Origin of the sequence: Enterobacter sp. Crenshaw (assembly GCF_024734705.1) — a bacterium.
In the GTDB taxonomy this organism is placed as follows: domain Bacteria; phylum Pseudomonadota; class Gammaproteobacteria; order Enterobacterales; family Enterobacteriaceae; genus Enterobacter; species Enterobacter asburiae_B.
On record NZ_CP102932.1, the window covers coordinates 3,572,123 to 3,595,329 of the forward strand.

The window sequence follows — 23,207 nt, forward strand, 5'->3', positions numbered from 1 at the left end:
CAGCGCCCGGGCATAAATAATAAAGACATACTCTTTTTAATAGGGACATGACATGGGAATGAAGATGCCTCACTGGTGGCTCTCGTGCTGCCTGATATCTGTGCCCGCTCTTTGCGCGAACCCGGCGGCAATCATCAATACCGGACAGCTTCGCGAAACGCAGGAACTCCCCTCGCTCAATGGCCGCGTCGCACCTGCGGCCGGCAAAGCCGCACCCGGTTCATTGCAGCTTGGCGATGCCGTCAACCGCGCCGTCACCTGGCACCCGGCCATCAGCGAAGCCGTGGGGAAACTCTACCAGCAGAGCGAAGAGGTGGACGTCGCTAAATCAAAATACTATCCGCAGATTAATGCCGGCGTGGACAACGGTTATTCCCACGACGGTGACCAGAACGGCTTTACGCCGTCGCTGGTGCTTTCTCTCTCACAGATGCTCTACGACTTTGGCAAAGTGGACAGCCAGGTACGGGCCGAGAGCGCGGGCGTTGCCCAGCAGCAGGCCAACGTGCTGGTGAGTATCGACACCATCGCTCACGATACCGCCATCGCCATGGTGCAGGTGCAAACCTGGCAGCAGATGGTCGAGACCGCTAAAGAGCAGCTCGACGCCCTCTCCTCCATTGGCACGCTGACCCGCCAGCGTAACGACGAAGGGGCCACGTCGCTTTCTGACGTGGTGCAGACCGATGCCCGTATCGAAGGCGCCCGCGCCCAGCTGATGCAGTACCAGGCCAGCCTGGACAGCGCCCGCGCCACGCTGATGAGCTTTCTCGGCTGGAACAGCCTGAACGCAATCAGCAATGACTTTCCGCAAAAGCTGGGCCGGAGCTGCGACATTGCCGAGCCGGATGACCGTCTGGTGCCCGCGGTACTTGCCGCCTGGGCGCAGGCTAACGTCGCCCAGGCGAACCTCGATTACGCCGACGCGCAGATGACGCCCACCGTCTCGCTCGAGCCGGAGGTGCGTCACTACATGAACGATCGCTATGCGGGGAGCGAAACCCGGGATCGCACCCAGTATTCCGCATGGGTGAAAGTGCAGATGCCGCTCTACCAGGGCGGCGGCCTCACCGCCCGGCGTAACGCTGCCGGACACGCGGTGGAGGCGGCGCAGTCCACCGTTCAGCGTACGCGTCTTGACGTCCGCCAGAAGCTGCTGGAAGCCCGCAGCCAGGTGATGAGCCTGCAAAGCACGCTGCAAATCCAGGGCCGCCAGGAAGCCCTCAGCGCCCGCACCCGCGAACTGTACCAGCAGCAGTATCTCGATCTCGGCTCGCGCCCGCTGCTCGACGTGCTCAACGCCGAGCAGGAGGTCTACCAGGCGCGCTTCACCCAGCAGCAGACCCTCGGTCAGCTGCACCAGCTGCAGCTCAACTGCCTGTATAACACCGGGCAGCTGCGTCATGCGTTCGATCTAGATAACCGCACCATCCAGACCGTGGAGATCCAGCCATGAAGCAACGCGAAATTCCGCAGGGCGAAACGATGACGGATGAGGCTCTGGCGCAGTGGGCGCAGGCCTTTGGCTTTGTCGCCACGCGCTACCGCGTGGCCTGCTCTCCCGGCGCGCTGATCGCAGGCGCGCCGTGGCTGAAAGGCAAACCGATGGTGCCCGCCCTCACCCAGCTGGCCCGCGAAGCGGGGCTGTCGTTTCAGCTCCTTACCGACGATCGGCAGGCGATCAACAGCTGGCGTCTGCCGGTAGTGGTGGCGATGAATGACGGCAGGATCGGCGTGATCGAGCATTTCGACGGGGACGATACGCTTGAGGTCAGCTTTTTCGACAATGAAACCTATACCAACCGGCTGTCGATGACGGCGATGCTGCCCGCTATCCGCCACGTCATTGCCCTGCGTCCACTCGCCGCGCTGAAGGACAGCCGCGTGGATGCCTATATCTCAAAATACCGTCCGGACTGGCTCTACCGGCTGGTGATGCGCGACCTGCGCCCCTACAGCTGGGTCATGCTGGCCGCCCTCTTTATCAACGTGCTGTCGCTCTCCGGGATCGTCTTTTCCATGCAGGTCTATGACCGGGTGATCCCCGCGCAGTCCTACCCGACGCTTTACGTCCTGACCATCGGGGTGCTGATTGCCACCCTGTTTGGCTTTGTGCTGCGCGTGGCGCGCGGGCACATTATGGATCTGCTCGGCAAGCGCTCGGATATGCGCGTTTCGGATCGCGTCTTTGGCCACGCGCTGCGGCTGCGCAACAGCGCGATCCCCCGCTCCACCGGCAGCTTTATCTCTCAGCTGCGCGAGCTGGAGCAGATCCGCGAGATGGTGACCTCGTCCACCATTTCGACCATTGTCGACCTGCCGTTCTTTCTCCTGTTCGTGGTGGTGCTGGCGATCATCGCCCCGCAGCTGGCGTGGATCGCCCCGGTCGCGGCGGTGATCATGGTCCTGCCCGGCCTGCTGCTGCAGAAGAAGCTGGCGGAGCTGGCAAAGCAGTCGGCCCATGAATCGACCCTGCGCAACGCGGTGCTGGTGGAGAGCGTGCAGGGGCTGGAGGACATCAAGCTGATGCAGGCGGAAAACCGCTTTTTGCAGCAGTGGAACAGCTATATCCAGATCACCGCGGAATCCGGCCTGCGCACCCGCGAGCTAACGCAGAACCTGATTAGCTGGGGGATGACCATTCAGAGCCTGGTCTACGCCGGGGTGATTGTGGTCGGCGCCCCGATGGTGATCGACGGCACCCTCACCACCGGTTCGGTGGTCGCCGCGTCGATGCTGGCCTCCCGCATGATCGCCCCGATGGCGACGCTGTGCGGCGTGCTGGCGCGCTGGCAGCAGGTCAAAGCGGCAAAAGAGGGGCTGGACAGCATCATGCAGCTTCCCACCGAAAATCAGCGCGAGGAGACGCCGATCCGCCAGGACGTGCTGCGCGGTCATTACCTCTTCGAGCAGGCGCAGTTCCGCTATCAGCCGGACGATCCGCGCATGGCGCTGCGCATTAACCGGCTGGAGATCAGGCCGGGTGAGAAAGTGGCGATCCTCGGGCGCAACGGCGCGGGCAAATCGACCCTGCTGCAGGCCATGGCGGGCGGAATGGATCTGGCGGCCGGCGAGCTGCGGCTTGATAACTTCAGCCTGCCGCATCTCGACGTCGCCGACGTCCGGCGCAACGTCGGCTTTATGACCCAGAACGCCCGGCTGTTTTACGGCACCCTGCGCGAAAACATCACCCTCGGCATGCCGCGCGCCACCGACGAAGAGATTTTCGAGGCGCTGGAGCTGACCGGCGCGGCAGGCTTCGTGCAGAAGCTGCCCAAGGGGCTGGACTACCCGATCATGGAAAACGGCGTGGGATTATCCGGCGGGCAACGCCAGTCGATTCTGCTGGCGCGGATGCTGCTGCGCGATCCGAATATTGTGCTGATGGATGAACCCACCGCGTCGCTGGACGAGCACACCGAGCGGGAATTCATCCAGCGTCTGGGCGACTGGCTCGGGCATCGCACCCTGATTGTCGCCACGCATCGCGTACCGGTGCTGGAACTGGTGGAGCGCGTCGTGGTGTTGAAAGAAGGGATGCTGGTGATGGACGCGCCAAAGGCCCAGGCGCTGAACAACAGCCGTATGCAGCAGCAACAGCAGCAGGCAGCAACCGGACGGGAGTGGAAAAATGAAAATCAGTCAGCGTGACGTGGCGGCAATGGACGATCTGGATAACGCCCTCGACTCCGAAAGCGGCTATACCGGCGCGCGTCGGATCGTGATCTTCTCGCTGCTGATGTTTGTGGTGCTGGGCGTCTGGGCGTGGTTTGGCGTGCTGGATGAGGTATCAACCGGCTCGGGTAAAGTGATCCCCAGCTCGCGCGAGCAGGTCTTACAGTCTCTCGACGGCGGGATCCTCACCGAGCTGAACGTCCACGAGGGCGATCAGGTGCAGGCCGGGCAGGTGCTGGCGCGGCTCGATCCGACGCGTTCCGAATCGAACGTCGGCGAAAGCGCGGCGCGCTACCGGGCTTCACTGGCCTCCAGCGCCCGCCTGTACGCCGAGGTGAACGATCTCCCGCTGAAGTTCCCCCCTTCGCTGGCAAAGTGGCCGGATCTGATTGCTGACGAAACGCGGCTCTACAACTCCCGCCGCGCGCAGCTGGAGGATACCCAGCGGGAGCTGCGCGCCGCGTTAGATCTCGCCAATAAGGAGCTGGCGATCACCCAGCGGCTGGTGAAAACCGGTGCCGCCAGCCACGTGGAGGTGCTGCGCCTGCAGCGGCAAAAAAGCGATCTGGAGCTGAAGCTCACCGACGTACGCTCGCAGTATTACGTTCAGGCGCGCGAGGCGTTATCCAAGGCCAACGCCGAGGTGGATATGGTTTCGGCGATCCTCAAAGGCCGCCAGGATTCCGTCACCCGTCTGACGGTAAAATCCCCGGTGCGCGGGATCGTGAAAAACATCAAGGTCACCACCATCGGCGGCGTGATCCCGCCCAACGGCGAGCTGATGGAGATTGTGCCGGTGGACGATCACCTGCTGATCGAAACCCGCCTGTCGCCGCGCGATATCGCCTTTATCCACCCGAACCAGGAGGCGCTGGTTAAAATCACTGCCTACGATTACGCCATTTACGGCGGCCTGCACGGGGTCGTCGAAACAATCTCTCCGGACACCATCCAGGACGAGGCCAAGCCGGAAGTGTTCTATTACCGGGTGTTTATCCGCACCAGCCAGGATTACCTGGTGAATAAGGCCGGCAGGCACTTCTCGATTGTGCCGGGGATGATTGCGACGGTGGACATTAAGACCGGCGAGAAAACGGTGCTGGATTATCTGATCAAGCCGTTTAACCGGGCGAAAGAGGCGCTGAGGGAGCGATAGTCAATCGCCGGGTGGCGGCTCCGCCTTACCCGGCCTACATACCCGGAGGCCCTTGCAAGCGCAGCGCCGCCGGGTATTTAACCGCACGTCAGAACTGGAACCTACCTCGAAATGTTAATCTTTAGTCATGCATCCCACTTCCCTTCAGCCATCGCCAAGGTAATATTAACCGCAGACAAAAACGCACTTGCGCACTGTGCAGGAGTGCATTACTATTCAATCAGCTTCAAGGACTGGAGCTCAGCACCATTATGATTAGTTATTTTCGGGATCAATGGCTTGAGGATTTTTTTCTTTACGGCAGATCGAGCAATGTTATTCCTGCAAATCTGGAAACAGCGCTTGCGAGAAAGCTCGATATCATCAGGGCAGCAACCTCGCACAGGGATTTGCGATCGCCACCGGGCAATATGTATGAAGCATTGAATCCTCCGCTGAAGGGATATTCCTCAATCCGGGTAAACAGGCAATACAGGCTCGTATTTCGCTGGACAGAGGGTAAAGCAGAAGATCTCTACCTCTCTCCACACAAGTACACGCAACACAAGTGAGGCATCACCTATGACACTTCAACAGGCACTCCGCAAACCCACCACGCCGGGCGACGTGTTGCAGTATGAGTATCTTGAACCGCTCAATCTGAAAATCAGCGATCTGGCGGAGATGCTCAATGTTCACCGCAACACCATCAGCGCGCTGGTCAATAACAATCGCAAGCTGACTGCCGATATGGCGATCAAACTGGCAAAAGCCTTTGATACCACGATTGAATTTTGGCTTAACTTACAGCTGAACGTCGATATCTGGGAAGCTCAATCCAACCCCAGGACGCAGGAGGAGCTAAGCCGTATAAAGACCGTTGCGGACGTCATGGCTAAGCGAAAATCTGGCCAGCCGGATGTAGCCTGATTCGGTAAACACTTCACCTATCAATACTTTTTCAGGAAGAAATCATGCGCCAACGAACCATTGTCTGCCCCATCATCCAGAATGACGGTGCCTACCTCCTGTGTAAAATGGCCGACGATCGCGGCGTGTTCCCCGGTCAGTGGGCTCTCTCCGGCGGTGGAATGGAGCCGGGCGAAACCATGGAACAAGCGTTGCGCCGTGAGATCCGCGAAGAGCTGGGCGAAGCGCTGGAGATTGTCTCGGTTACGCCATGGGCTTTTCGCGATGACATTAGGGTGAAAACCTACGCCGATGGCACCACAGAGGAGATTTACATGATCTATCTGATCTTCGACTGCATCAGCGCCAACCGGGAAGTCACGTTTAATGAAGAGTTTCAGGAGATCGCCTGGGTTAATCCGGAATCGTTAAAAGAGCTGGATCTCAACGCAGCAACGCGTGTTACCTTCACGCAAAAAGGGCTGCTGTAAATTCAGGCCTGAACTCGGGCGTTATACACCCCAACGTAACGCGCAAATTTCCCGAGAAACACGCCGGCAAACACGCCGCCGGAGACGATCGCCAGCGCGCTCATGGCGGGCTGCTGCATCGTCTGGGGAGAGACCGCGCTCATCACGCCCAGCACATACTTCACGCCGAACGCCAGCATCATAAACGGCAGCGCGGTGTAGTCTGCCTGGCGGTAAAGGGTGCGCGGCGCATCTGCGCGGGTGATAACCGCCTGCTTAATCAGGATATACCCCAGCGCGGCCCCGGCGAGGATCCCCGCCGTCCACAATGCGACAGTTCCGGGCGTCAGGGTGCGGTAGACCACCAGATCGTAGATATCCCAGATTAGAAATATTGCCGGAATGATGGCAAGCCTCTCCAGCGTAACGGTGGCAGGCCTGCGGGCTTTAATGCCGCGAGAGATAAGGAAGATAAACAGCACCCACACCCAGGCGGGCGTGTGCGTAACGACACCGAACAGAAATTCAAACATGGAGATCTCCATGGACGATCGCGGCCCGTGCCGCCTGAACGCGTATTGCGCATAACGGCAGGAAAACCATTATGCGCAGGTCTTTTACAGCGATTTTTTCAGGCGTTGAACCGCTTCCTTCAGCTCTTCATCCGTTGGCGTGACAAACGACATACGCAGCGTAGAATGGTCTGGCTCATTGCAGTAGAAAAATTCGCCCGGCACAAATACTACGCCGTTACTTAACGTTTTTTCCAGCCAGCGGGTGGTATTACTACCATTTTTCATATTCGCCCACAGGAACATGCCGCCCTTCGGCTTGTGGAACGACATCACATCGCCCAGCTCGGCCTCCAGCTCGGTTGCGAACGTCTGGTATTTCTGGCGATAGGCTTCGCGGATCGTTTTAATCTGATCGGGCAGACGACCGGTTTTCAGGTATTCATACGTCATCAGCTGCGACAGCGTGCTGGTGTGCAGGTCGGTGGTTTGCTTAAGGTTTACTACTGCGCGCTTCAGCCATTCCGGCACCAGCACCCAGCCCACGCGGGTTCCTGGAGCAAGAATTTTGGAGAAGGTTGAGGTATACACCACGTTCTCTTCGTTGCCGATATCTTTGGCATGGGCAATTAACGGGCGGAAAACTTCATCGGTATAATTAATTTCGCTGTACGGATCGTCTTCAATAATGACGAAGTCATAGCGCTTCGATAATTCCACCAGCTGTTTGCGACGCGCCTCAGAAAGGGTTACCCCGCCAGGGTTGCCAAACGTCGGAACAATATAGACCGCTTTGATGGTTTTATTTGCCGCCAGCGCTTCAAGCTCGTCGACCTTCATGCCGTCGCCGTCGGTGCCAACGGATTCAAAATTCGCCTGCGCCAGGCCAAATACCTGCAGCGCAGCAAGATAGGTTGGACGCTCAACCACAACGGTATCGCCCGGGTTAATTAATGCACGCGCCAGCACGTCGAGGGACTGCTGTGAACCGGAGGTCACGACCACATCATCCGCCTTGCAGCGGATCCCGCGCCCTTCGCAGATGCGCTGAATTTCTTCCCGCAGCCCCGGTACGCCTTCGGTCAGACCGTACTGAAAGGCCTCACCAAAATGCTGTGATAATACGGCATCAGCGGCAATTTTCAGCCCTTCGTGATCGAACAAGGCCGGGTTAGGAATACCCCCACCCAGCGAAATGACACCGGCCATTTTGCTATGTTTTAATAATTCACGGATGGCAGATGATTGCAGGCCCTGCGCGCTGCTGGCGAGTTTATTCACAGACATTCTTTGCATACCTTCTTTTTTTATAGTGTGCCCAATCTTAGCAGAATATGGGCGATAAATTCCGTTAGCTTAGGGAGAGGTCGTAAATCCTGACGCCACAGCAAATGCACGGGTCTCGGCGCCGGAATATACGCCTCCAGCACCCGCACCAGCCTGCCGCTTTCCAGATCTTCCGCCACCAGAACCTCCGGCTGCAGCAGCAGTCCCGCCCCGGCTCTCGCGGCCATCCGCAGCCCGTAGCCGTCGTTGCATCTTAAGACCGCATCCCGCTTCCAGCGCACCTCGCCCTCGACGCCCGGCAGCCGCCACTCGTTGCGTGCGGTCCACACGCTGTGGGATAAGCAGAGATGATCCACCAGATCGGCAGGGGCTTGCGGCGTACCGTAGCGCGCAAGGTAGTCCGGCGCGGCGCAGATCACCATCCGGTAAGGGCAGAGGTATTTCGCCACCAGATCGTCGTTGTGAATGTCGCCAATGCGAATGGCCAGATCGATGCCCTCCTCCACCAGGTCCACCATCCGGTTGGTGAGATCCAGCTCGATGCGCACCTCCGGGTAGCGTTGTAAAAAAGAGGCCGTAAGCGGCGCGATCGCGCTGCCGCCAAACGAGGTGGGTGCGGTCACGCGCAGGGTACCGGACGGCGCGGCGCGCAGGCGTTCCACGGCGCTTTCGGCGATCGCGACCTGCTCCAGCACCCGCTTCGCCTCGTCGAAATAGACCCGCCCGGCGTCGGTCAGGCTCTGGCGCCGCGTGTTACGCTCCAGCAGGCGGGTACCAAGCTGTGATTCCAGCAGCGCAACGTATTTCCCCACCATTACCGCCGACATCTCCAGCCGGGCCGCCGCACCGGTAAAACTGCCGCTTTCAACCACGGCAATAAAGGTCTCCATGCTGCGAAGCTTATCCATATTCCAAACCCCTGGTTAGCAATCTTCTAACTTTAGCCCAGTTTATCTCCATTTTTATTTATTAAAGAATGGGGGTTCACAACATAAGGAGTCAGCTATGAAAATCGTCATTATTGGTGCCAGCGGTACGGTCGGTCGAGCGGTAACGGAAGAGCTGAGTCGTCGCCACGAGGTCATCCGCGTCGGCCGCACGCAGGGCGACGAGCAGGTGGATATCACCTCGCAGGCGAGCGTCCAGGCGCTGTTTGAGAAAATCGGCCCGGTGGATGCGATTGTCTCCGCCAGCGGTGGCCTTTACTTTGGCCCGCTCGCGACCATGAAGGACAGCGACTTCAACCAGGGCCTGCAGGACAAGCTGCTTGGGCAGGTGCGCCTGGCGCTGACCGGCCAGCATTATCTGAACGAAGGCGGCTCGATTACGCTGATAAGCGGCATCGTGGCGCACGAGCCAATTGCCCAGGGCGTGAATGCCACCACGGTGAATGCGGCGCTGGAAGGGTTTGTCCGCGCCGCAGCCTGCGAGCTGCCGCGCGGGATCCGCATCAACCTGATTAGCCCGACGGTACTCACCGAATCCGTCGAAACCTACGACGGCTTCTTCCCGGGCTTTGAGAGCGTTCCCGCCGTGACCGTGGCGCAGGCCTATCGCCGCAGCGTGGAAGGCGTGCAGAGCGGGCGGGTGTATAGGGTGGGTTACTGAGCCTTACGGGCGGCGATCAGCACCAGCATCGGGCGCTCAGCCTCTTCGGCCAGCGCGGGCCAGGCGTCAATCTGCGCCTGCGCTGGCCCCCACTCGTTGACGTCGTTTATCGTTAATCCGGCCCCGATCAGCGCGTTAAGCGTGGTGCCGAGCGTGCGGTGGTATTTAACCACCCCGTCCGCCAGCCAGTTGCTGACGCGTTTGCCTTCATCCTGATAATGGTTCACGCCCCAGAACCGCTCGCCGTTATCGTCGGTCAGCCAGCCCTGACGGGTGGCGCAGGTGTAGATCGGGTGCTCCATTGAGAACACCAGGCTGCCGCCGGGCTTGAGCGCGCGCTGAACCCTGGCGAATAACGTATCCAGTTCCGGCAGGTAGTGCAGCGCCAGCGAGCTGTAGACCAGATCGAGGCTATTCTCGTTAAGCTTAAGAGATTCCAGATCGCTACGCTGATAGTGAATCTGTGGGTCAGCGGTAAGCTCCGCCGCGCGGGCGAGCATCTTTTCTGAGATATCGACCCCCGTGACGTCAGCAGCGCCCAGCTCGCGGGCCGCGCGGCAGAACCAGCCGTAGCCGCAGCCGAGATCGACAACCGATTTGCCGGTTAAATCCGGCAGCATACTTTTTAGCGCGGGCCACTCCGGCGCGCCGTCCAGACCCTGCACCGAGCGTGGAAGCCGGGCGTAGCCTTCAAAAAACGCCGGATTGTCGTAGATATTTTGTGCCATGCAGATCCCTCTTTAAGAATATGCATAGCAGTATACTGCATTGTCGGGTGGCGGCTTCGCCTTACCCGACCTACGGAAGTGCGGCCTGATGCCCTCACCCCAACCCTCTCCCACAGGGAGAGGGAGAAATGCACCTCACCCCAACCCTCTCCTACAGGGAGAGGGAGAAATGCACGTCAACCCACCGAGCCCCAGACAAGGTTGCCCTTATGGAACGTCGCGGTGCGCGGTGAAATGCGCGCCACGGCCTCGGCGGAGCAGGAGGCATCCACCAGCACAAAGCTGGCGTCGTCCTGCGCTTTCGGCCACACGCGCTCGCCTTTGTCGTTCAGCGGCAGCACGTCGCCGGTGGCGATACCGAGCGCGCGGGAGAGCGTCTGCTCGTTCGGGCGGATGTAGAGCTGAGCGTAAAGATTCGCTTTCTCCAGCATGTCCCCCAGACCGTACGGCGACCAGTGATCGATCACGCTGTCGGTCCCCGTCATCACGAACACGCCCTTCTCACGCAGCTGCTTCAGCGGCATATGCAAGGTGCCAATCGGCACGGTGGAGGCGATGGTCACCTGCTGCGCCGCCATGCGGGTGGCGATCTCATCTACCTGCTGCTCGTTGAGCGTCGCCAGCGCGAAGGCGTGGCTGATGGTCAGCTTGCCCTTCAGCTCCGGCGTTTTCTCCACGGTTTCCACCATATAGTTCACCGCCGCCACGCCCGCCGGGCTGGTTTCGTGCAGGTGGATATCCACCCCTTTGTCGTAGTCCAGCGCAATCTGGAACATGGTGTCGAGGGATTTCTCCATCGCGCCGTCGACGTTGGTAGGATCCAGCCCGCCCACGTAGTGCGCCCCGGCCTGCATCGCCTCGCGCATCAGTTTTTCGGAGTTTGACAGCAGCAGCCCGTGCTGCGGAAAAGCGACGATTTCGCAGTCAAAGCCGGGCTTACGGCGCGATAAAACCGCCTGCAGGTTTTCCAGATTCTTCAGGCCGGAGGTCGGCTCGATATTGCAGTGGCTGCGGGCGATGGTGGAGCCTTTCGACTGGATCAGATCGATCAGCTTTTCCGCACGCTCCTGGGTGTAGGGCTGTAGCTCCGGCAGCAGCTTCTGCTCAAGGCGGATCATGTCCTGAATCGTCGTGCCCGCGGGGCGGTTCAGGGAGCGCCACGGACCGCCGTAAAAGGTTTTATCCAGGTGAATGTGCATGTCGCGCATCGCCGGGAGCATCAGTTTGCCGCCTGCGTCATAGTGCGGCAGCGTGGCGTCGGCGTGGCGCTTGTTATCGCGCAGGGCGACGATCTTCCCGTCTTTAATCTCCAGCGTTTTCAGCTCGGTGCGGGTGCTCGTCGCCACGCCGCCGTCGACGTTGAACCCGGCCTCCAGCAGCACGTTGTCAAGATAGTAATGTTTCGCGGTGATGCTCATCGGTTTGCCCGTCTCGCAGGTTGGCTTCGCGGAGTCAGCAGCATACGCGACGGATCCGGTGGCGCCAAACAGCGCGCAGGCGGTGACCATTTTGCCGCTCTGGCTGATAAATTCGCGGCGGCTTTTGTTTTCACTCATCTTATCTTCCTTCATTAACGATATGGGTGCCGGTTTCCCCGCGCAGCGCCGCGGGCAGGCTGTCCGGCGAGGTGATAATCACGCGCCTGCCGCCGTGGTGTAAAAATTCCAGCGAGGCGACGATTTTGGGGAGCATGCTGCCCGCCGGGAAGTGGCCCTCATCCCTGTAGCGCGTCATCTGCGCCACGCTGACGGTGTCCAGCGCCTGCTGGTTCGGCTTGCCGAAGTTGATGCACACCTTCTCCACGCCGGTGGTGATCGCCAGCACGTCGGCACCGATCTCGCGTGCCAGCAGCGCGGTGGAGAGATCTTTATCAATCACCGCATCGACGCTCTGGTAGTCGCCCTGCTCGCTGCGAATCACGGGTATTCCGCCGCCGCCCGCGCCGATCACCACAAAGCCTTTTTGCGTCAGCGTTTTGATGGCGTCGGCCTCAACGATGCGCAGCGGCTGCGGTGAGGCCACCACGCGACGGTAGCCACGGCCTGAATCCTCGACAAAATGCCAGTCCGGGTGTGCCTGCTGCAGCTCGTCGCGCTGCGCCTCGGTGAAGAACGCACCGATAGGTTTGGTAGGGTGAGTAAAGCCCGGATCGTTTTTATCCACCTCCACCTGCGTGACGACCGTGACCGCTTTTTGCTCCCCGCGCGCGGCCAGGCGGTTGTTGAGCGCCTGCTGGATCAGGTAGCCAATCCCGCCCTGGGTGTCCGCCACGCAGTTTGCCAGCGGGGTTAGCGGCAGCCCTTCCCGCTCGTGGGCGATTTCGGCGCGGCGCAGATCCAGCCCCACCTGGGGGCCGTTGCCGTGGGTGAGCACGATGTCATAGTCGGATGCCAGCATTTCCAGCACCGACTCTGCCACCGCTTTCACCGCCTGCGCCTGGTGTTCAATCGACTGGCTGGCGTTGTCTTTGATAATGCTGTTGCCGCCGATGGCGACGACCATAAGCTCTTTCATTTTGTGTCCTTTAGAAGGTGCGTTCTGGTGCCCTCACCCCGGCCCTCTCCCACAGGGAGAGGGGGAGTAACAGAGAAATCCAGCACATGCTTCACCACAAACATGCCGCCCATCATCAGATACGCGGTGACGAACATCAGCGAACTGCCCTCGGCAAAGCCCACCACCGGGGCATGGATCACGCCAAACAGCGCCAGCAGCGCCCCGACGGCGGCCGCAACGGCTCCGCGCAGCGGCTTGTTGATGATGGCGAAAATGGCGATACAGCCCCACAGCATGCTGGCGAGCGGCGCGCCGTTGCCGAGATGCACCAGGCCTTCGTAGTAAATTCCTTTGCTGTGCAGCACGTCGGTGCCGATCTTCGCCGCGCTGGTGCCCGCCGCCCCCATCACGCTGTTCATCATCGTCAGCGCCCAGTTGGCGATCCACGGGAACAGGCAGATGAAGATCACCGGCACCTCCACTTTGGGCGTTTCCCTTACCACCTGGTTGGCGGTAACAACACCGATAAACACCAGAATCGGCACGATGGCGGTCATCGGAATGATGGCGAGCATAAACGCCCCCAGCCCGAACAGCGGCACGATGAACATAGTCACGCCGGAGGCCAGCGTATAGCCGATGCTCGCGCCCATCGCTTTCCAGCCAGGGTGGCCAACGTAGACCGTCACCGGGAACGGGTTCCCCATCAGGCAGCCGAGCATCGACGCCAGACCGTTCGCCAGCATCACCTTACGCGTCGGGTACGCATCTCCCGCCGCGTGGGCGCTTTCGATGTTCTCCAGGTCAAAGATGTAGTTCGCCAGCCCCAGCGGCACGGCAGATGCCAGATACGGCAGCGCGTGCGGCAGGCCCTGCATGAAGCTGTCCACGTGCACTTCCGGCGGGTTAAAGCCGAAGGATGACATGGACGCTTTAATCGCTTCCGGGCTTTGCAGGCCGGAGATCCACGCCAGTGCCGTACCGGCAATCAACAGCAGCAGACCGGTCGGGATACGGGCGAAAATCGGCTTTTTACCGAACCAGTTGATGAAGATCAGCAGCAGCACGATGAACGACACGGTCGGCGCTTCGAACGCCTGCAGCATCGGGTTCATCGCCAGCAGCAGCAGGCCCAAACCGGAGAGGCACGACAGCAGCACGGTGCGCGGGATCATCTTGCGGATGGTTTCACCGAGGAACGAACCGCCCGCGAGGATCATCGCCTCCACGAAGCACCACACCAGGCCAATCTGGATCGCGAAGTCCGCATCGCCGGTCTGCTGATAAACCGGCATCAGCACCAGGAAAGTCACGGTAAAAATCGACGGCGCGCTCGGGCCGGACGGCAGCGCGGTCACGTCCGTACGCCCGGTGGCGCGCGCCATCTGCATGCCGAACCAGGCGTAGCAAATACTCGCGACCAGCACCGCCAGCCCGAAGGCCGGCGCGATGCGTCCATAAACAATCTCCTTCGGGATGCCGACGACAAAAATGAGCAGCCCCATCATGGTCAGCAAATTGGTCAGGTTGTTGGTCATCAACCCGAAATACGCCGCCCAGTCACCTCTTTTCCACTCCAGCTTCATGTTTTTCATGGATGCATGCCTTATAAAAAGTAGCGATCGCGGAAGGTCAACAGCGCCTTTTCAAAACAGCTAAACGGCGGGTGAACGATGCCCGCCCCAATCATGCCGATGCCCGCGTCTTTGTGGGCAATGGCGGTGTTAATCACCGGCAGAATGCCGCTGCCCGCGACTTTGGTGATGTCGATGGCGGTTGGGATGCCCATAAACGAGAGCAGCGGAATGGTGACGTTCGGGTTTTCGCCGAGGGTGATTTCGCGCATCTGGCGCGAGAAGTCGATGGCTTCATCCACCGTGCCGCCCACCAGCGCAACGATTGCCGGGGCCGTCGCCATCGCAAAGCCGCCGATGCCGTAGGTTTCGGTGATGGCGCTGTCGCCGATGTCCAGCCCGGAGTCTTCCGGCTTATAGCCTGCGAACATCGGGCCAATCACCTGCTGCGCCGGGCCGGTGAACCACTGCCCCGGCAGGCCGGAAACGCGCAGGCCAAACTCGTAGCCGTTGCGCGCCATGGTGGTGACGACGGTGCTGTACTCAATGCCGTGAGCGGCGTCCAGCGCGGCCTTACACATCGCCATCCACGTCGGGCCGGAGAAGTAGTCGCTGCTGGCGACAAACTCGAACACCTCGCGCTGCTGCTCCACCGGATAGCCCGCCTGAATCAGCCCCGGCGTTAGCGCCTGGATCAGCAGCGTGGTGCCCGCGTTGTTGCGGTTGTGGCACTCGTCGCCCATGTGCAGCGCCTGGGCCAGCATCAGGCGCAGGTCGATTTCGCCGATAATCTTCATCGCGTCGCGCAGCATCGGGCCGAGCACGTCGCGCATCCAGTTCAGGCGGTCGATGACGCTCTGGTCGTTGGCCCCCATGCGCAGGATCTTCGCCATCTGCTCGCTGAGGTTGGTGAACGCGCGGTTGCCGTAGGTTTTGTTTTCAACGATGTGCATAAACATCGACGCGGAGGTAACGCCCGCCATCGAGCCCACGCAGTCGTGCTCGTGGCACGGCGAGAAGGTAATTTCGCCAGAGGCGGCGAGCCTTGCCGCATCGTCCAGATCTTTCGCCAGCCCTTCAAACACCAGCGCCCCGGTGACCGCCCCCTTCATCGCCCCGCACATGTTCTCCCAGGCGACAGGCGGACCGGCGTGCAGAATGGTGGTGCGGGTCATGCCCGGCACAACGTTAATGGCCTGGTCATAGCCCACCAGCACCGGATGAGACTGAATAATGCGCTCAAGGGCGATTTGGTTAGCGGCGGCGATTTTCTCCGCCAGCGGTTTTTCCGCCAGCCGATCGAGCGCTTCAACGACCTGCATATTGCCCCGCCCCGGCGGCGTCCAGTCGAGCTGGGTGACGGGAACGTGCTGTTTTTTGAGATCGTCGCTGAACATCGCAATGCCGACGTTAATCACGTTCAGCGGCTGGTTGAATAAGGTCGTCATTATGCTTTCTCCCCTTTGCAGACAAATTCGCGTGCCAGTAATCCGGTGTTGGTGCTGCTGCTGGCCCAGATGACGCCTGCGTCGGTCAGCAGCTGGCACTGCTGCGCCAGCGACTGCGGATCCTGGTCGGTGCCGAGCACGTAGCCGAGAATTTCCAGCGGACGGTTATCGGCCTTCGCGATGGCCTGCGCCTCTTTAATGGCGTCGATCATTACGCCGACCGGATCCTCGTGCGCGCCGAAGCCCAGCACGAAGTCCATCACAATTACCCCGACTTCCGGGTCGCGGGCTTCCTGCAGCAGGCGGCTGATGCGATTGGTCGGGTCGATCATCGGGTGCGGCTTGCCGTTGGTGAAATCGTCGTCGCCAAAGTCGAGAAAGGTATGGGCTTTACTGACGCTTATGTCGCTCAGGCGCTTAGCCGGATCCGGCTGGATGTTGCTGTAGACGTCGTCGAATTTCGCAAGCGCCGCGAACATCGCCTCGTCGCACAGGGTGCCGCCGCAGAACAGGCCGCGAATGTACTTCTGCTGCGGGGTCAGGCGGGCGCGCACTTCTTCAATCAACGGCCAGTTGAGCTGATGCAGATCGAGGGACTCTTTTTTGATGCCGGTGAGCAGGACCGCCTTCAGGGCCGCCTCTTTAGTGCCGCGCGCAAACTGCAGGCCGTCTTCATCGGCGGGCGGTTCGCTGTGCCCAAGGAAGCAGACAACCACCGGCTTACGGCAGGCGCGCGCGCGGGCCAGCACTTTCTCCGCCACGGCTGGCGCTGGCGGCTTGGAGATCAGCGCGATAACCAGGGTGTCCTCGTCGGCTTCCAGCATGTCGATGGCGTCGAGCATCATCAGGCCGCCAATTTTCTCGCTGAGATCGCGCCCGCCGGTACCGATCAGCTGCGACACGCCGCCGCCGAATTCGTGAATGCGCACGCTCAGCTCCTGGCTGCCGGTGCCGGATGCGCCGACGATGCCAATCGGTCCGCGGCGCACCGCGTTGGCGAAGCTCAATCCCGCGCCGTTGATGATGGCGGTGCCGCAGTCCGGCCCCATCATCAGCAGCCCTTTCTTATGCGCCAGCTGCTTCAGCGCCAGCTCGTCGTCGAGCGACACGTTATCGGAAAACAGCATCACGTTAAGATCGTTTTCCAGCGCCTGGCGCGCTTCGCGGGCGGCGAAGGTGCCGTTGACGGAAATCACCGCGAGGTTGCTCTCCGGCCGATGGGTTTTGGCGCTGGCAATCGTAGCGTAGCGCGCTTCATGGGCGCCGCCGCTCTCTTTACGCGTGAACAGCGCTTCGATGGCCGCCAGCGTTTCATCATTCGCCGCGTCGCCTTTAATTACGATCATCAGGTCGCCGTTTTTGGCTTCCGCTAATTCCGGCGTTAATAGCCCGAGGTTTTTTAATACGCCTTTGTTCATTTCCGTCGCCATCGCGACAAACGCCTGCTCGACGCCCGGTAATTTATTGGCTTTGGTGGAAACGGACATTAATGAGACGGAGTCAAAATAGGTGTTCTTTTTTATGACGATTTTTGTGGGCATTATTTTCTCCTGAACGCGGATAAAAGGGGGCCACCGTCGTGCAAAATGCACGTCGGTAAAAATGCTTTTTAAATTAACGGCCAGCCGGACGCGGCTGACCGAATGCGTTATGCGCCCGCCGCCAGCAGCAGGTCAGCTATTGCATCGAAGCCTTTTTCCCGCGCCAGCTCGAGCGGGGTTTTACCGTATTTATCGGTCATGTGCGGGTTCGCGCCGTGATCCAGCAGCAGCTTCACGATCTCCTGCTGCTTTGCGCCGCCGTCGTTGAGCACGATCGCTTCCAGCAGCGGCGTCCAGCCGACAAAGTTGGTGTGGTTGACGTTGATATCCGTTTTTTCCAGCAGTTCGCGCACGATCTCCACGTGCCCCTTTTCACTGGCAGGGGTAATGCCCACGCCGCCAAAGCGCGTCAGGCGATCGAGATCCGGATTTGCCGGAAGGACAAGGCGCAGCAGGGTAATATCGTTGGTCAGGCAGCTAATCAGGAAAGGGTTAAAGCAGGTCTGATCCTGTTTATCAATATCCGCCCCGGCGGCAATTAATAACGCCACGCAGTCATAATGCTTTTTCAGGCTGGCAATAATAACGGCGGTTCTTTTCTGTCGATTGGTGGCGTTAATATCCACGCCTTTCTCCAGACAGGCTTTTAGCGCATCGCTATTGCCCTCTTCTGCCGCCAGCAGAAATTCAGTAACGAGTTCGTTCGCAGACATATCCAGACTCCCGATGTTTTTATTTCTGTTGACCTGAGAATAGCAACAGCCTGGTGATAAAAGAATCCGCTTAAAAATGATTCATCGACAGTCAATTCATTGTTGAGGTAAATTCAATAAACTGGTTAAAACGTGCGTCTGTGCAACCTTTTTCTTATGTTTCTCCGCTTTTTAGCGCTTCTGGCTGCATTATGCTTATGCCTGACGAAGCCTTACTGCGTGCGGCTTTCGACAAAGAGTCAGAACTGTGATCGGCTTCAAATGCGTTGTAACGACGCTGTTAAAATATGTTCAAAACTGATGGCTGAAGGGAGTGAGATATGAATTCCATCTTTACCGAGGAAAACCTGCTGGCCTTTACTACCGCCGCACGCTTCGGCAGCTTCAGCAAAGCCGCCGCCGAACTGGGCGTGACGACCTCTGCCATCAGTTACACCATTAAGCGCATGGAGACCGGGCTGGACGTGGTGCTGTTTGTCCGCAGCACGCGCAGCATCGAGCTGACCGAGTCCGGTTTTTACTTTTACCGTAAGGCCACCGACCTGCTTAATGACTTTCACGCCATCAAGCGCGGGATTGACACCATTTCTCAGGGCATTGAGGCGCGGGTGCGCATCTGTATCAACCAGCTTTTGTATACCCCACGCCACACGGCGCGGCTGCTGCAGGTGCTGAAAAAGCAGTTTCCCACCTGTCAGATCACCGTGACCACCGAGGTCTACAACGGCGTCTGGGACTCCATCATCAACAACCAGGCCAACATCGCGATTGGCGCGCCGGACACGCTGCTGGACGGTGGCGGGATTGATTACACCGAGATCGGCGCCATTCGCTGGGTGTTTGCCATCGCGCCGGAACACCCGCTGGCATTCACCCCGGAACCAATAGCGGAAAGCCAGCTGCGCCTGTATCCCAACATCATGGTGGAAGATACCGCGCACACCATTAACAAAAAGGTTGGCTGGCTGCTGCACGGGCAGGAGGCGATTCTGGTCCCGGACTTTAACACCAAATGTCAGTGTCAGATCCTGGGCGAAGGGATTGGCTTTTTGCCGGAATACATGGTCCGCGAGGCGGTAGACACGGGGCTGCTGGTCACCCGACGGATTAACAACCCGCGTCAGGACTCGCGCATGCTGCTCGCCACGCAGCATGCCGCAACCGGCCAGGTCACGCGGTGGATCAAGCAGCAGTTTGGTCCGGCGGGGGTACTGACCGATATCTATAGCGATTTACTGTGGCGCGCCTAGCTTTTGCTCTGTACCCAAAACGCGTGAATGAGGCCGGGGAAGTAGCCCAGCAGCGTCAGAAGAATGTTGATAATAAACGCCCAGCCAAACCCTTTACCCAACAGCACGCCCAGCGGCGGTATGAGGATCGTAAAAACAATACGCCAAAATCCCATATAAACACTCCGTTCAATCTAATCCATTGTAAATAATAAAGAGAACGCTGTAAGCATAGCCAGTTTATTCGTCTGTACCAGTTCCGGGCCTCGCGTTTACCCTCTTTTACGCTTTTGTCGCTGGTTTAATGCACCGGATTAGTTTAGCATTCACTTAATTAAGCAAACACTAAACTATTATGACCGAACTCGAACAGCTTCAGGCCAGCGCCGGACAGGCCGCCACACTTTTAAGAGCGATGAGCAACCCGCGTCGGCTGCTGATCCTCTGCACCCTGTGCGGAGCGCCCGGCACCAGCGCGGGGGAGCTTGCGCGAGCCACGGGGCTAAGTCCTTCCGCCACGTCGCAGCATCTGGCGCGCATGCGTGAGGAAGGGCTTATCGACAGCACCCGCGACGCGCAGCGCATTCTCTATTCCATTAAAAACGATGCGGTACATCAGCTTATCAGCACCCTGAAAACCCTTTATTGCCCGTAAGGAGTCGCCATGTCACTTCCTCTTCTTTCACCGCGCCAGGCGAATGCCCGCGTCGCTGAAGGCGCAAAACTGATTGATATTCGTGATGCCGACGAGTACGCCCGCGAGCATATTCCCGCCGCGCGGTCCGTGCCGCTGGATACCTTACCCGGCACACTTAACGCGCAGGCGGGCGATACGGTGATTTTTCACTGCCAGTCCGGCGCCCGGACGTCGGGGAATGCCGAGCGCCTTGCTCAGGCCGCCGCGCCCGCAGAGGCATTTGTGGTCGAGGGGGGGATTCAGGGCTGGAAGCTGGCGGGGCTGCCAACCGTCGAAGACAAATCCCAGCCGCTGCCGCTGATGCGTCAGGTGCAAATTGCCGCCGGGCTGTTGATACTCTGCGGCGTGGTGCTGGGCTATAGCATCTCCAGCGGCTTTTTCCTGCTCAGCGGTTTTGTCGGAGGCGGGCTGCTGTTCGCCGGTGTGACGGGCTTTTGCGGCATGGCGCGACTGCTCAAGGTGATGCCATGGAACCGGCGTACCTCATAAGCAGTAATCGGTGAATTACGCTGTACCCGGCGTCATGCGTGGGCTAAGGTGAAGATCGCTAAAACGATGAGGAGGTAATATGTTTTCTGTCGGTGATTATGTGCAACCGCGTAAAGGCGGCCCGAAACTGAAAGTGCTCGAAGTGAACGGTGACAGCATTGTGGCGGTCCAGGCCAGCAATGAGCAAGGCGAGAAATATACGCTGAAAGCCGCCGACGTGGCGCCTTATACCGAAGAAGGTGATTTCGGCGTCTGCTGAACAGTCAGCCGGGCGGCGTATTCCGCCCGGCTCATCCGTTAGATCAGAAAATCATCCAGTGATTTACCGTCTGCCAGCGCGCTGGCGATAGGCTTCGGCGTGCGGCCCTGGCCGGTCCACGTTTTCTCTTCGCCGTTCTGGTCAATAAAGCGATATTTTGCTTCACGCGGCTTACGCTTTTTCGCTGGCTTACCCGTCTGCGCCAGTTCAGAACCCAGCAGGTCAGTCGGGGAAATGCCATCGGCTTTCATCCGCTCCAGCAGAGCATTAATTTTTTCCTGCTGCTCAGCACGCTGCTGCTCTAATTCCGTCAGCTCGCTGCGTTTCTCTTCAGTAACGACCCTGACCTTTTCCAGCATTTCCTCAAGAACGTCCAGGGATAATTCACGCGCCATGGCACGCAGGGTTCGGATATTATTAAGATTCTGTAACGTCAAAGACATATTATTTGAAAACCTTTTCTTTGGGGGATAAATAGATAAATCGCCGACAGAATAATTCATTTGAGTTGAAATATCTACCCAGGGGTCCGTACGGGCATCAGCGTTAATATATTTAGAACTCACTGTTAATAATAGCGCAAGGCGCTGACAGGACACCGGTGAATCCAATCACCACATTAATATAAATAGCCAACTTTAATCCAAATCACAGCATACTGCGCCGCGTCAGGTGGAGGATTCCTGACTTTCGCCACTAACAAAATCAATCCATTGATTTTAATGCAAAAACCATCAAACAAGACAGATTATAACGATCGGAACAAAAAACGAACAGCTTTAGAGAATTTTGTGGACAAAAGGCGATTAAATAAAAATTAATCACTAGTTGTTAGTTCAAACACAGAGATATACGCTATACACGTCAAACAAACCAACCTAAAGCACTAACCGCTGAGGGAAAATCGTTTCTTTTGTGTTCTTCTCAAGGAGTTCAGACATGTTCTCGCCGCAATCTCGCCTGCGCCACGCGGTGGCGGATACTTTCGCGATGGTTGTTTACTGTTCCGTCGTGAACATGCTGATCGAAATATTCCTCTCCGGAATGTCCTTCGAGCAGTCGCTTTCTTCTCGTCTGGTGGCGATCCCGGTCAATATTATCATTGCATGGCCTTACGGTTTATACCGCGATGCCGTAATGCGCTTCGCGCGTCGTATCAGCCCCGCAGGCTGGGTGAAAAACCTGGCGGACGTTCTGGCGTATGTGACGTTCCAGTCGCCGGTTTACGTGGCCATTCTCCTGACAGTCGGTGCAGACTGGCACCAGATCGCTGCCGCGGTCAGTTCGAATATTGTGATTTCGATGTTGATGGGAGCCGTTTACGGCTATTTCCTCGACTACTGCCGCCGCCTGTTTAAGGTCAGCCAGTACAGCCAGGCAAAAGCGTGATGTGAAGCGACTGGCGCACGCCAGTCGCGGATTTACTGTACGTCGCCAAACAGTCCCTTCAAAAATCGCTCCAGCGCCATACGCGAACTGAAACCGTGCGGAATACCATAATGCTCATGCCGTTCACCGCCTAAATAGAGCGGAAATTGCTGATAATGATCGCAGGTTTTAATATCCGAGGCAGGCTCAGCAAATGACAGACTTCTGTCTTTCAGCGTCGGGTGAATAATGAGAGCGGTACGTCCCATTCTTGCTTCGCGATTAACATAAACATAATTCTCGCCGCGGCGATATCCATACGCTTTTGGCGTCACCTCATCCATGGTGAATCCCTCTTTTTCAAGAACGCGTGCCACCTCGTCAGGTCGTAAATACATATCTTTTCCTCGTTATCTTTTCCTGCCCGGCAACCTTACAGTATTCAGCAATAGCAGGGCTTTCAGAATAGTCCATAAACTGCCGGATAACGCGTGATGCGCTTCAGATATTAAATTTCTGAACTAAACTGAACGGGAACACAAAATTACGGAGGATCGTATGTTTAACAGACCGAACCGAAACGATATTAACGACGACGCTCAGGATATTCGTAATGATGTCAGCCAATTAGCGGACACGCTGGAAGAGGTGCTGAAGTCCTGGGGAAGTGACGCGAAGGACGAAGCGGATGCCGCAAAGCGTAAGGCTCAGTCTCTGCTCCGTGAAACTCGCGCCCGTATGAACGGACGTTCACGCGCCACGCAGGCTGCCTGCGATATGGCAAGCTGTGCTACGACCTTCGTGCGTGAAAAACCGCTATGTACTCTGGGAACCGTCGCGGCGGTCGGCATCTTCGTCGGTGCCCTGCTCAGCCTGCGTAAATAATCCCACGTTTTCTGCCCCGGTAGCCTCAGGCGCCGGGGCTTTTTTATGCCCGTTAGCCTGAAAAACCCGTACAGCCTGCCCTGCCCCGCTGTGCTCATCACTGGGGCGACATCAATCTAAATTTCCCATATCTTGTATGGTTGAAACTTAAGATAACTACATCTAGTATTCCTTTTAGCAAGAC

At 58.5% G+C, this 23,207-nt stretch carries 26 protein-coding genes; 13 read left to right on the forward strand and 13 right to left on the reverse strand.

The window, feature by feature from the left end:
- The first annotated feature begins 52 nt into the window (after positions 1 to 52).
- From NWV12_RS16940 to nudI, 6 genes are all read left to right on the forward strand, one after another.
- Positions 53 to 1,456, forward strand: a complete 1,404-nt coding sequence (locus tag NWV12_RS16940; protein ID WP_039263438.1) for a TolC family outer membrane protein — start codon at positions 53 to 55, stop codon at positions 1,454 to 1,456.
- Entirely contained in the window at positions 1,453 to 3,651 is a 2,199-nt protein-coding gene (locus NWV12_RS16945; RefSeq protein ID WP_048979782.1) for a type I secretion system permease/ATPase, read from the forward strand. The genes NWV12_RS16940 and NWV12_RS16945 overlap by 4 nt, the downstream gene beginning before the upstream one ends.
- A 10-nt stretch (positions 3,652 to 3,661) precedes the next feature.
- Complete coding sequence (locus tag NWV12_RS16950; RefSeq protein ID WP_086374946.1) at positions 3,662 to 4,831, forward strand: HlyD family efflux transporter periplasmic adaptor subunit; 1,170 nt, start codon at positions 3,662 to 3,664, stop codon at positions 4,829 to 4,831.
- Between the two features lie 251 nt (positions 4,832 to 5,082).
- Positions 5,083 to 5,382: a type II toxin-antitoxin system RelE/ParE family toxin gene (locus NWV12_RS16955; RefSeq protein ID WP_033146338.1), complete on the forward strand. Its 300-nt coding sequence runs from the start codon at positions 5,083 to 5,085 to the stop codon at positions 5,380 to 5,382.
- A gap of 10 nt (positions 5,383 to 5,392) precedes the next feature.
- Positions 5,393 to 5,740 carry a HigA family addiction module antitoxin gene (locus tag NWV12_RS16960; RefSeq protein ID WP_033146339.1) on the forward strand — a complete coding sequence of 116 codons (348 nt, stop codon included), beginning with the start codon at positions 5,393 to 5,395 and terminating at the stop codon, positions 5,738 to 5,740.
- A 44-nt stretch (positions 5,741 to 5,784) separates the two neighbouring features.
- Positions 5,785 to 6,210, forward strand: a complete 426-nt coding sequence (nudI, locus tag NWV12_RS16965; RefSeq protein WP_048979783.1) for a nucleoside triphosphatase NudI — start codon at positions 5,785 to 5,787, stop codon at positions 6,208 to 6,210.
- Positions 6,211 to 6,212: 2 nt separating this feature from the next.
- Here nudI and NWV12_RS16970 read toward each other — a convergent pair whose 3' ends face one another.
- From NWV12_RS16970 to NWV12_RS16980, 3 genes are all read right to left on the reverse strand, one after another.
- A complete protein-coding gene (locus tag NWV12_RS16970; RefSeq protein ID WP_048979784.1) occupies positions 6,213 to 6,722 on the reverse strand; it encodes a DUF6622 family protein in 510 nt (169 codons plus the stop codon).
- An 84-nt stretch (positions 6,723 to 6,806) separates the two neighbouring features.
- Positions 6,807 to 7,988, reverse strand: coding sequence for a PLP-dependent aminotransferase family protein (locus NWV12_RS16975; RefSeq protein ID WP_048979785.1), 1,182 nt, complete (start codon positions 7,986 to 7,988; stop codon positions 6,807 to 6,809).
- Positions 7,989 to 8,008: 20 nt separating this feature from the next.
- On the reverse strand, positions 8,009 to 8,896 hold the full coding sequence (locus NWV12_RS16980; RefSeq protein WP_048979786.1) for a LysR family transcriptional regulator: 888 nt from the start codon (positions 8,894 to 8,896) through the stop codon (positions 8,009 to 8,011).
- Between the two features lie 97 nt (positions 8,897 to 8,993).
- Between NWV12_RS16980 and NWV12_RS16985 the strand changes: the two genes are divergently transcribed.
- The gene (locus NWV12_RS16985) at positions 8,994 to 9,596 is read left to right on the forward strand and encodes a short chain dehydrogenase (protein ID WP_048979787.1); all 603 of its coding nucleotides are present in this window, start codon (positions 8,994 to 8,996) and stop codon (positions 9,594 to 9,596) included.
- On the opposite strand, the gene NWV12_RS16990 is transcribed toward NWV12_RS16985, so the two are convergent.
- The 7 genes from NWV12_RS16990 to NWV12_RS17020 form a co-directional block, all read right to left on the reverse strand.
- On the reverse strand, positions 9,590 to 10,324 hold the full coding sequence (locus NWV12_RS16990; protein ID WP_048979788.1) for a bifunctional 2-polyprenyl-6-hydroxyphenol methylase/3-demethylubiquinol 3-O-methyltransferase UbiG: 735 nt from the start codon (positions 10,322 to 10,324) through the stop codon (positions 9,590 to 9,592). The two genes, NWV12_RS16985 and NWV12_RS16990, sit on opposite strands and share 7 nt — an antisense overlap.
- Positions 10,325 to 10,500: 176 nt before the next feature.
- Entirely contained in the window at positions 10,501 to 11,880 is a 1,380-nt protein-coding gene (locus NWV12_RS16995) for an amidohydrolase family protein (RefSeq protein WP_048979789.1), read from the reverse strand.
- Between the two features lies 1 nt (position 11,881).
- Positions 11,882 to 12,838, reverse strand: coding sequence for a carbamate kinase family protein (locus tag NWV12_RS17000; protein WP_033146348.1), 957 nt, complete (start codon positions 12,836 to 12,838; stop codon positions 11,882 to 11,884).
- A complete protein-coding gene (locus NWV12_RS17005) occupies positions 12,835 to 14,415 on the reverse strand; it encodes a hypothetical protein (protein ID WP_039263425.1) in 1,581 nt (526 codons plus the stop codon). The genes NWV12_RS17000 and NWV12_RS17005 overlap by 4 nt, the downstream gene beginning before the upstream one ends.
- Positions 14,416 to 14,426: 11 nt before the next feature.
- On the reverse strand, positions 14,427 to 15,842 hold the full coding sequence (locus NWV12_RS17010; RefSeq protein ID WP_048979790.1) for a DUF1116 domain-containing protein: 1,416 nt from the start codon (positions 15,840 to 15,842) through the stop codon (positions 14,427 to 14,429).
- Entirely contained in the window at positions 15,842 to 17,383 is a 1,542-nt protein-coding gene (gene fdrA / locus NWV12_RS17015) for an acyl-CoA synthetase FdrA (RefSeq protein WP_048979791.1), read from the reverse strand. Before fdrA ends, NWV12_RS17010 begins: the two co-directional genes overlap by 1 nt.
- Before the next feature lie 107 nt (positions 17,384 to 17,490).
- On the reverse strand, positions 17,491 to 18,096 hold the full coding sequence (locus NWV12_RS17020; protein ID WP_039263421.1) for an ankyrin repeat domain-containing protein: 606 nt from the start codon (positions 18,094 to 18,096) through the stop codon (positions 17,491 to 17,493).
- Positions 18,097 to 18,416: 320 nt separating this feature from the next.
- Between NWV12_RS17020 and NWV12_RS17025 the strand changes: the two genes are divergently transcribed.
- The gene (locus NWV12_RS17025; RefSeq protein WP_045888794.1) at positions 18,417 to 19,346 is read left to right on the forward strand and encodes a LysR substrate-binding domain-containing protein; all 930 of its coding nucleotides are present in this window, start codon (positions 18,417 to 18,419) and stop codon (positions 19,344 to 19,346) included.
- On the opposite strand, the gene NWV12_RS17030 is transcribed toward NWV12_RS17025, so the two are convergent.
- On the reverse strand, positions 19,343 to 19,501 hold the full coding sequence (locus NWV12_RS17030; protein WP_023308917.1) for a YqaE/Pmp3 family membrane protein: 159 nt from the start codon (positions 19,499 to 19,501) through the stop codon (positions 19,343 to 19,345). The two genes, NWV12_RS17025 and NWV12_RS17030, sit on opposite strands and share 4 nt — an antisense overlap.
- A gap of 179 nt (positions 19,502 to 19,680) precedes the next feature.
- Between NWV12_RS17030 and NWV12_RS17035 the strand changes: the two genes are divergently transcribed.
- The 3 genes from NWV12_RS17035 (at position 19,681) to NWV12_RS17045 (ending at position 20,770) form a co-directional block, all read left to right on the forward strand.
- Complete coding sequence (locus NWV12_RS17035; RefSeq protein WP_048979792.1) at positions 19,681 to 19,980, forward strand: helix-turn-helix transcriptional regulator; 300 nt, start codon at positions 19,681 to 19,683, stop codon at positions 19,978 to 19,980.
- A 9-nt stretch (positions 19,981 to 19,989) separates the two neighbouring features.
- Positions 19,990 to 20,511 carry a rhodanese family protein gene (locus NWV12_RS17040; RefSeq protein WP_048979793.1) on the forward strand — a complete coding sequence of 174 codons (522 nt, stop codon included), beginning with the start codon at positions 19,990 to 19,992 and terminating at the stop codon, positions 20,509 to 20,511.
- A 79-nt stretch (positions 20,512 to 20,590) separates the two neighbouring features.
- Complete coding sequence (locus NWV12_RS17045; RefSeq protein ID WP_023308920.1) at positions 20,591 to 20,770, forward strand: hypothetical protein; 180 nt, start codon at positions 20,591 to 20,593, stop codon at positions 20,768 to 20,770.
- Between the two features lie 38 nt (positions 20,771 to 20,808).
- On the opposite strand, the gene stpA is transcribed toward NWV12_RS17045, so the two are convergent.
- Positions 20,809 to 21,213, reverse strand: a complete 405-nt coding sequence (stpA, locus tag NWV12_RS17050) for a DNA-binding protein StpA (RefSeq protein WP_048979794.1) — start codon at positions 21,211 to 21,213, stop codon at positions 20,809 to 20,811.
- Between the two features lie 496 nt (positions 21,214 to 21,709).
- Here stpA and alaE point away from each other — a divergent pair, with 496 nt between their 5' ends.
- Positions 21,710 to 22,159 carry an L-alanine exporter AlaE gene (gene alaE / locus NWV12_RS17055; protein ID WP_008502567.1) on the forward strand — a complete coding sequence of 150 codons (450 nt, stop codon included), beginning with the start codon at positions 21,710 to 21,712 and terminating at the stop codon, positions 22,157 to 22,159.
- A 32-nt stretch (positions 22,160 to 22,191) separates the two neighbouring features.
- Here the strand turns inward: alaE and NWV12_RS17060 are convergent, their stop codons facing one another.
- Positions 22,192 to 22,536 carry a DUF2002 family protein gene (locus NWV12_RS17060; RefSeq protein ID WP_023308923.1) on the reverse strand — a complete coding sequence of 115 codons (345 nt, stop codon included), beginning with the start codon at positions 22,534 to 22,536 and terminating at the stop codon, positions 22,192 to 22,194.
- A gap of 160 nt (positions 22,537 to 22,696) precedes the next feature.
- On the opposite strand from NWV12_RS17060, the gene NWV12_RS17065 reads away from it, so the two are divergent.
- A complete protein-coding gene (locus tag NWV12_RS17065; protein ID WP_023308924.1) occupies positions 22,697 to 23,023 on the forward strand; it encodes a DUF883 domain-containing protein in 327 nt (108 codons plus the stop codon).
- The last annotated feature ends 184 nt before the right edge of the window (positions 23,024 to 23,207 follow it).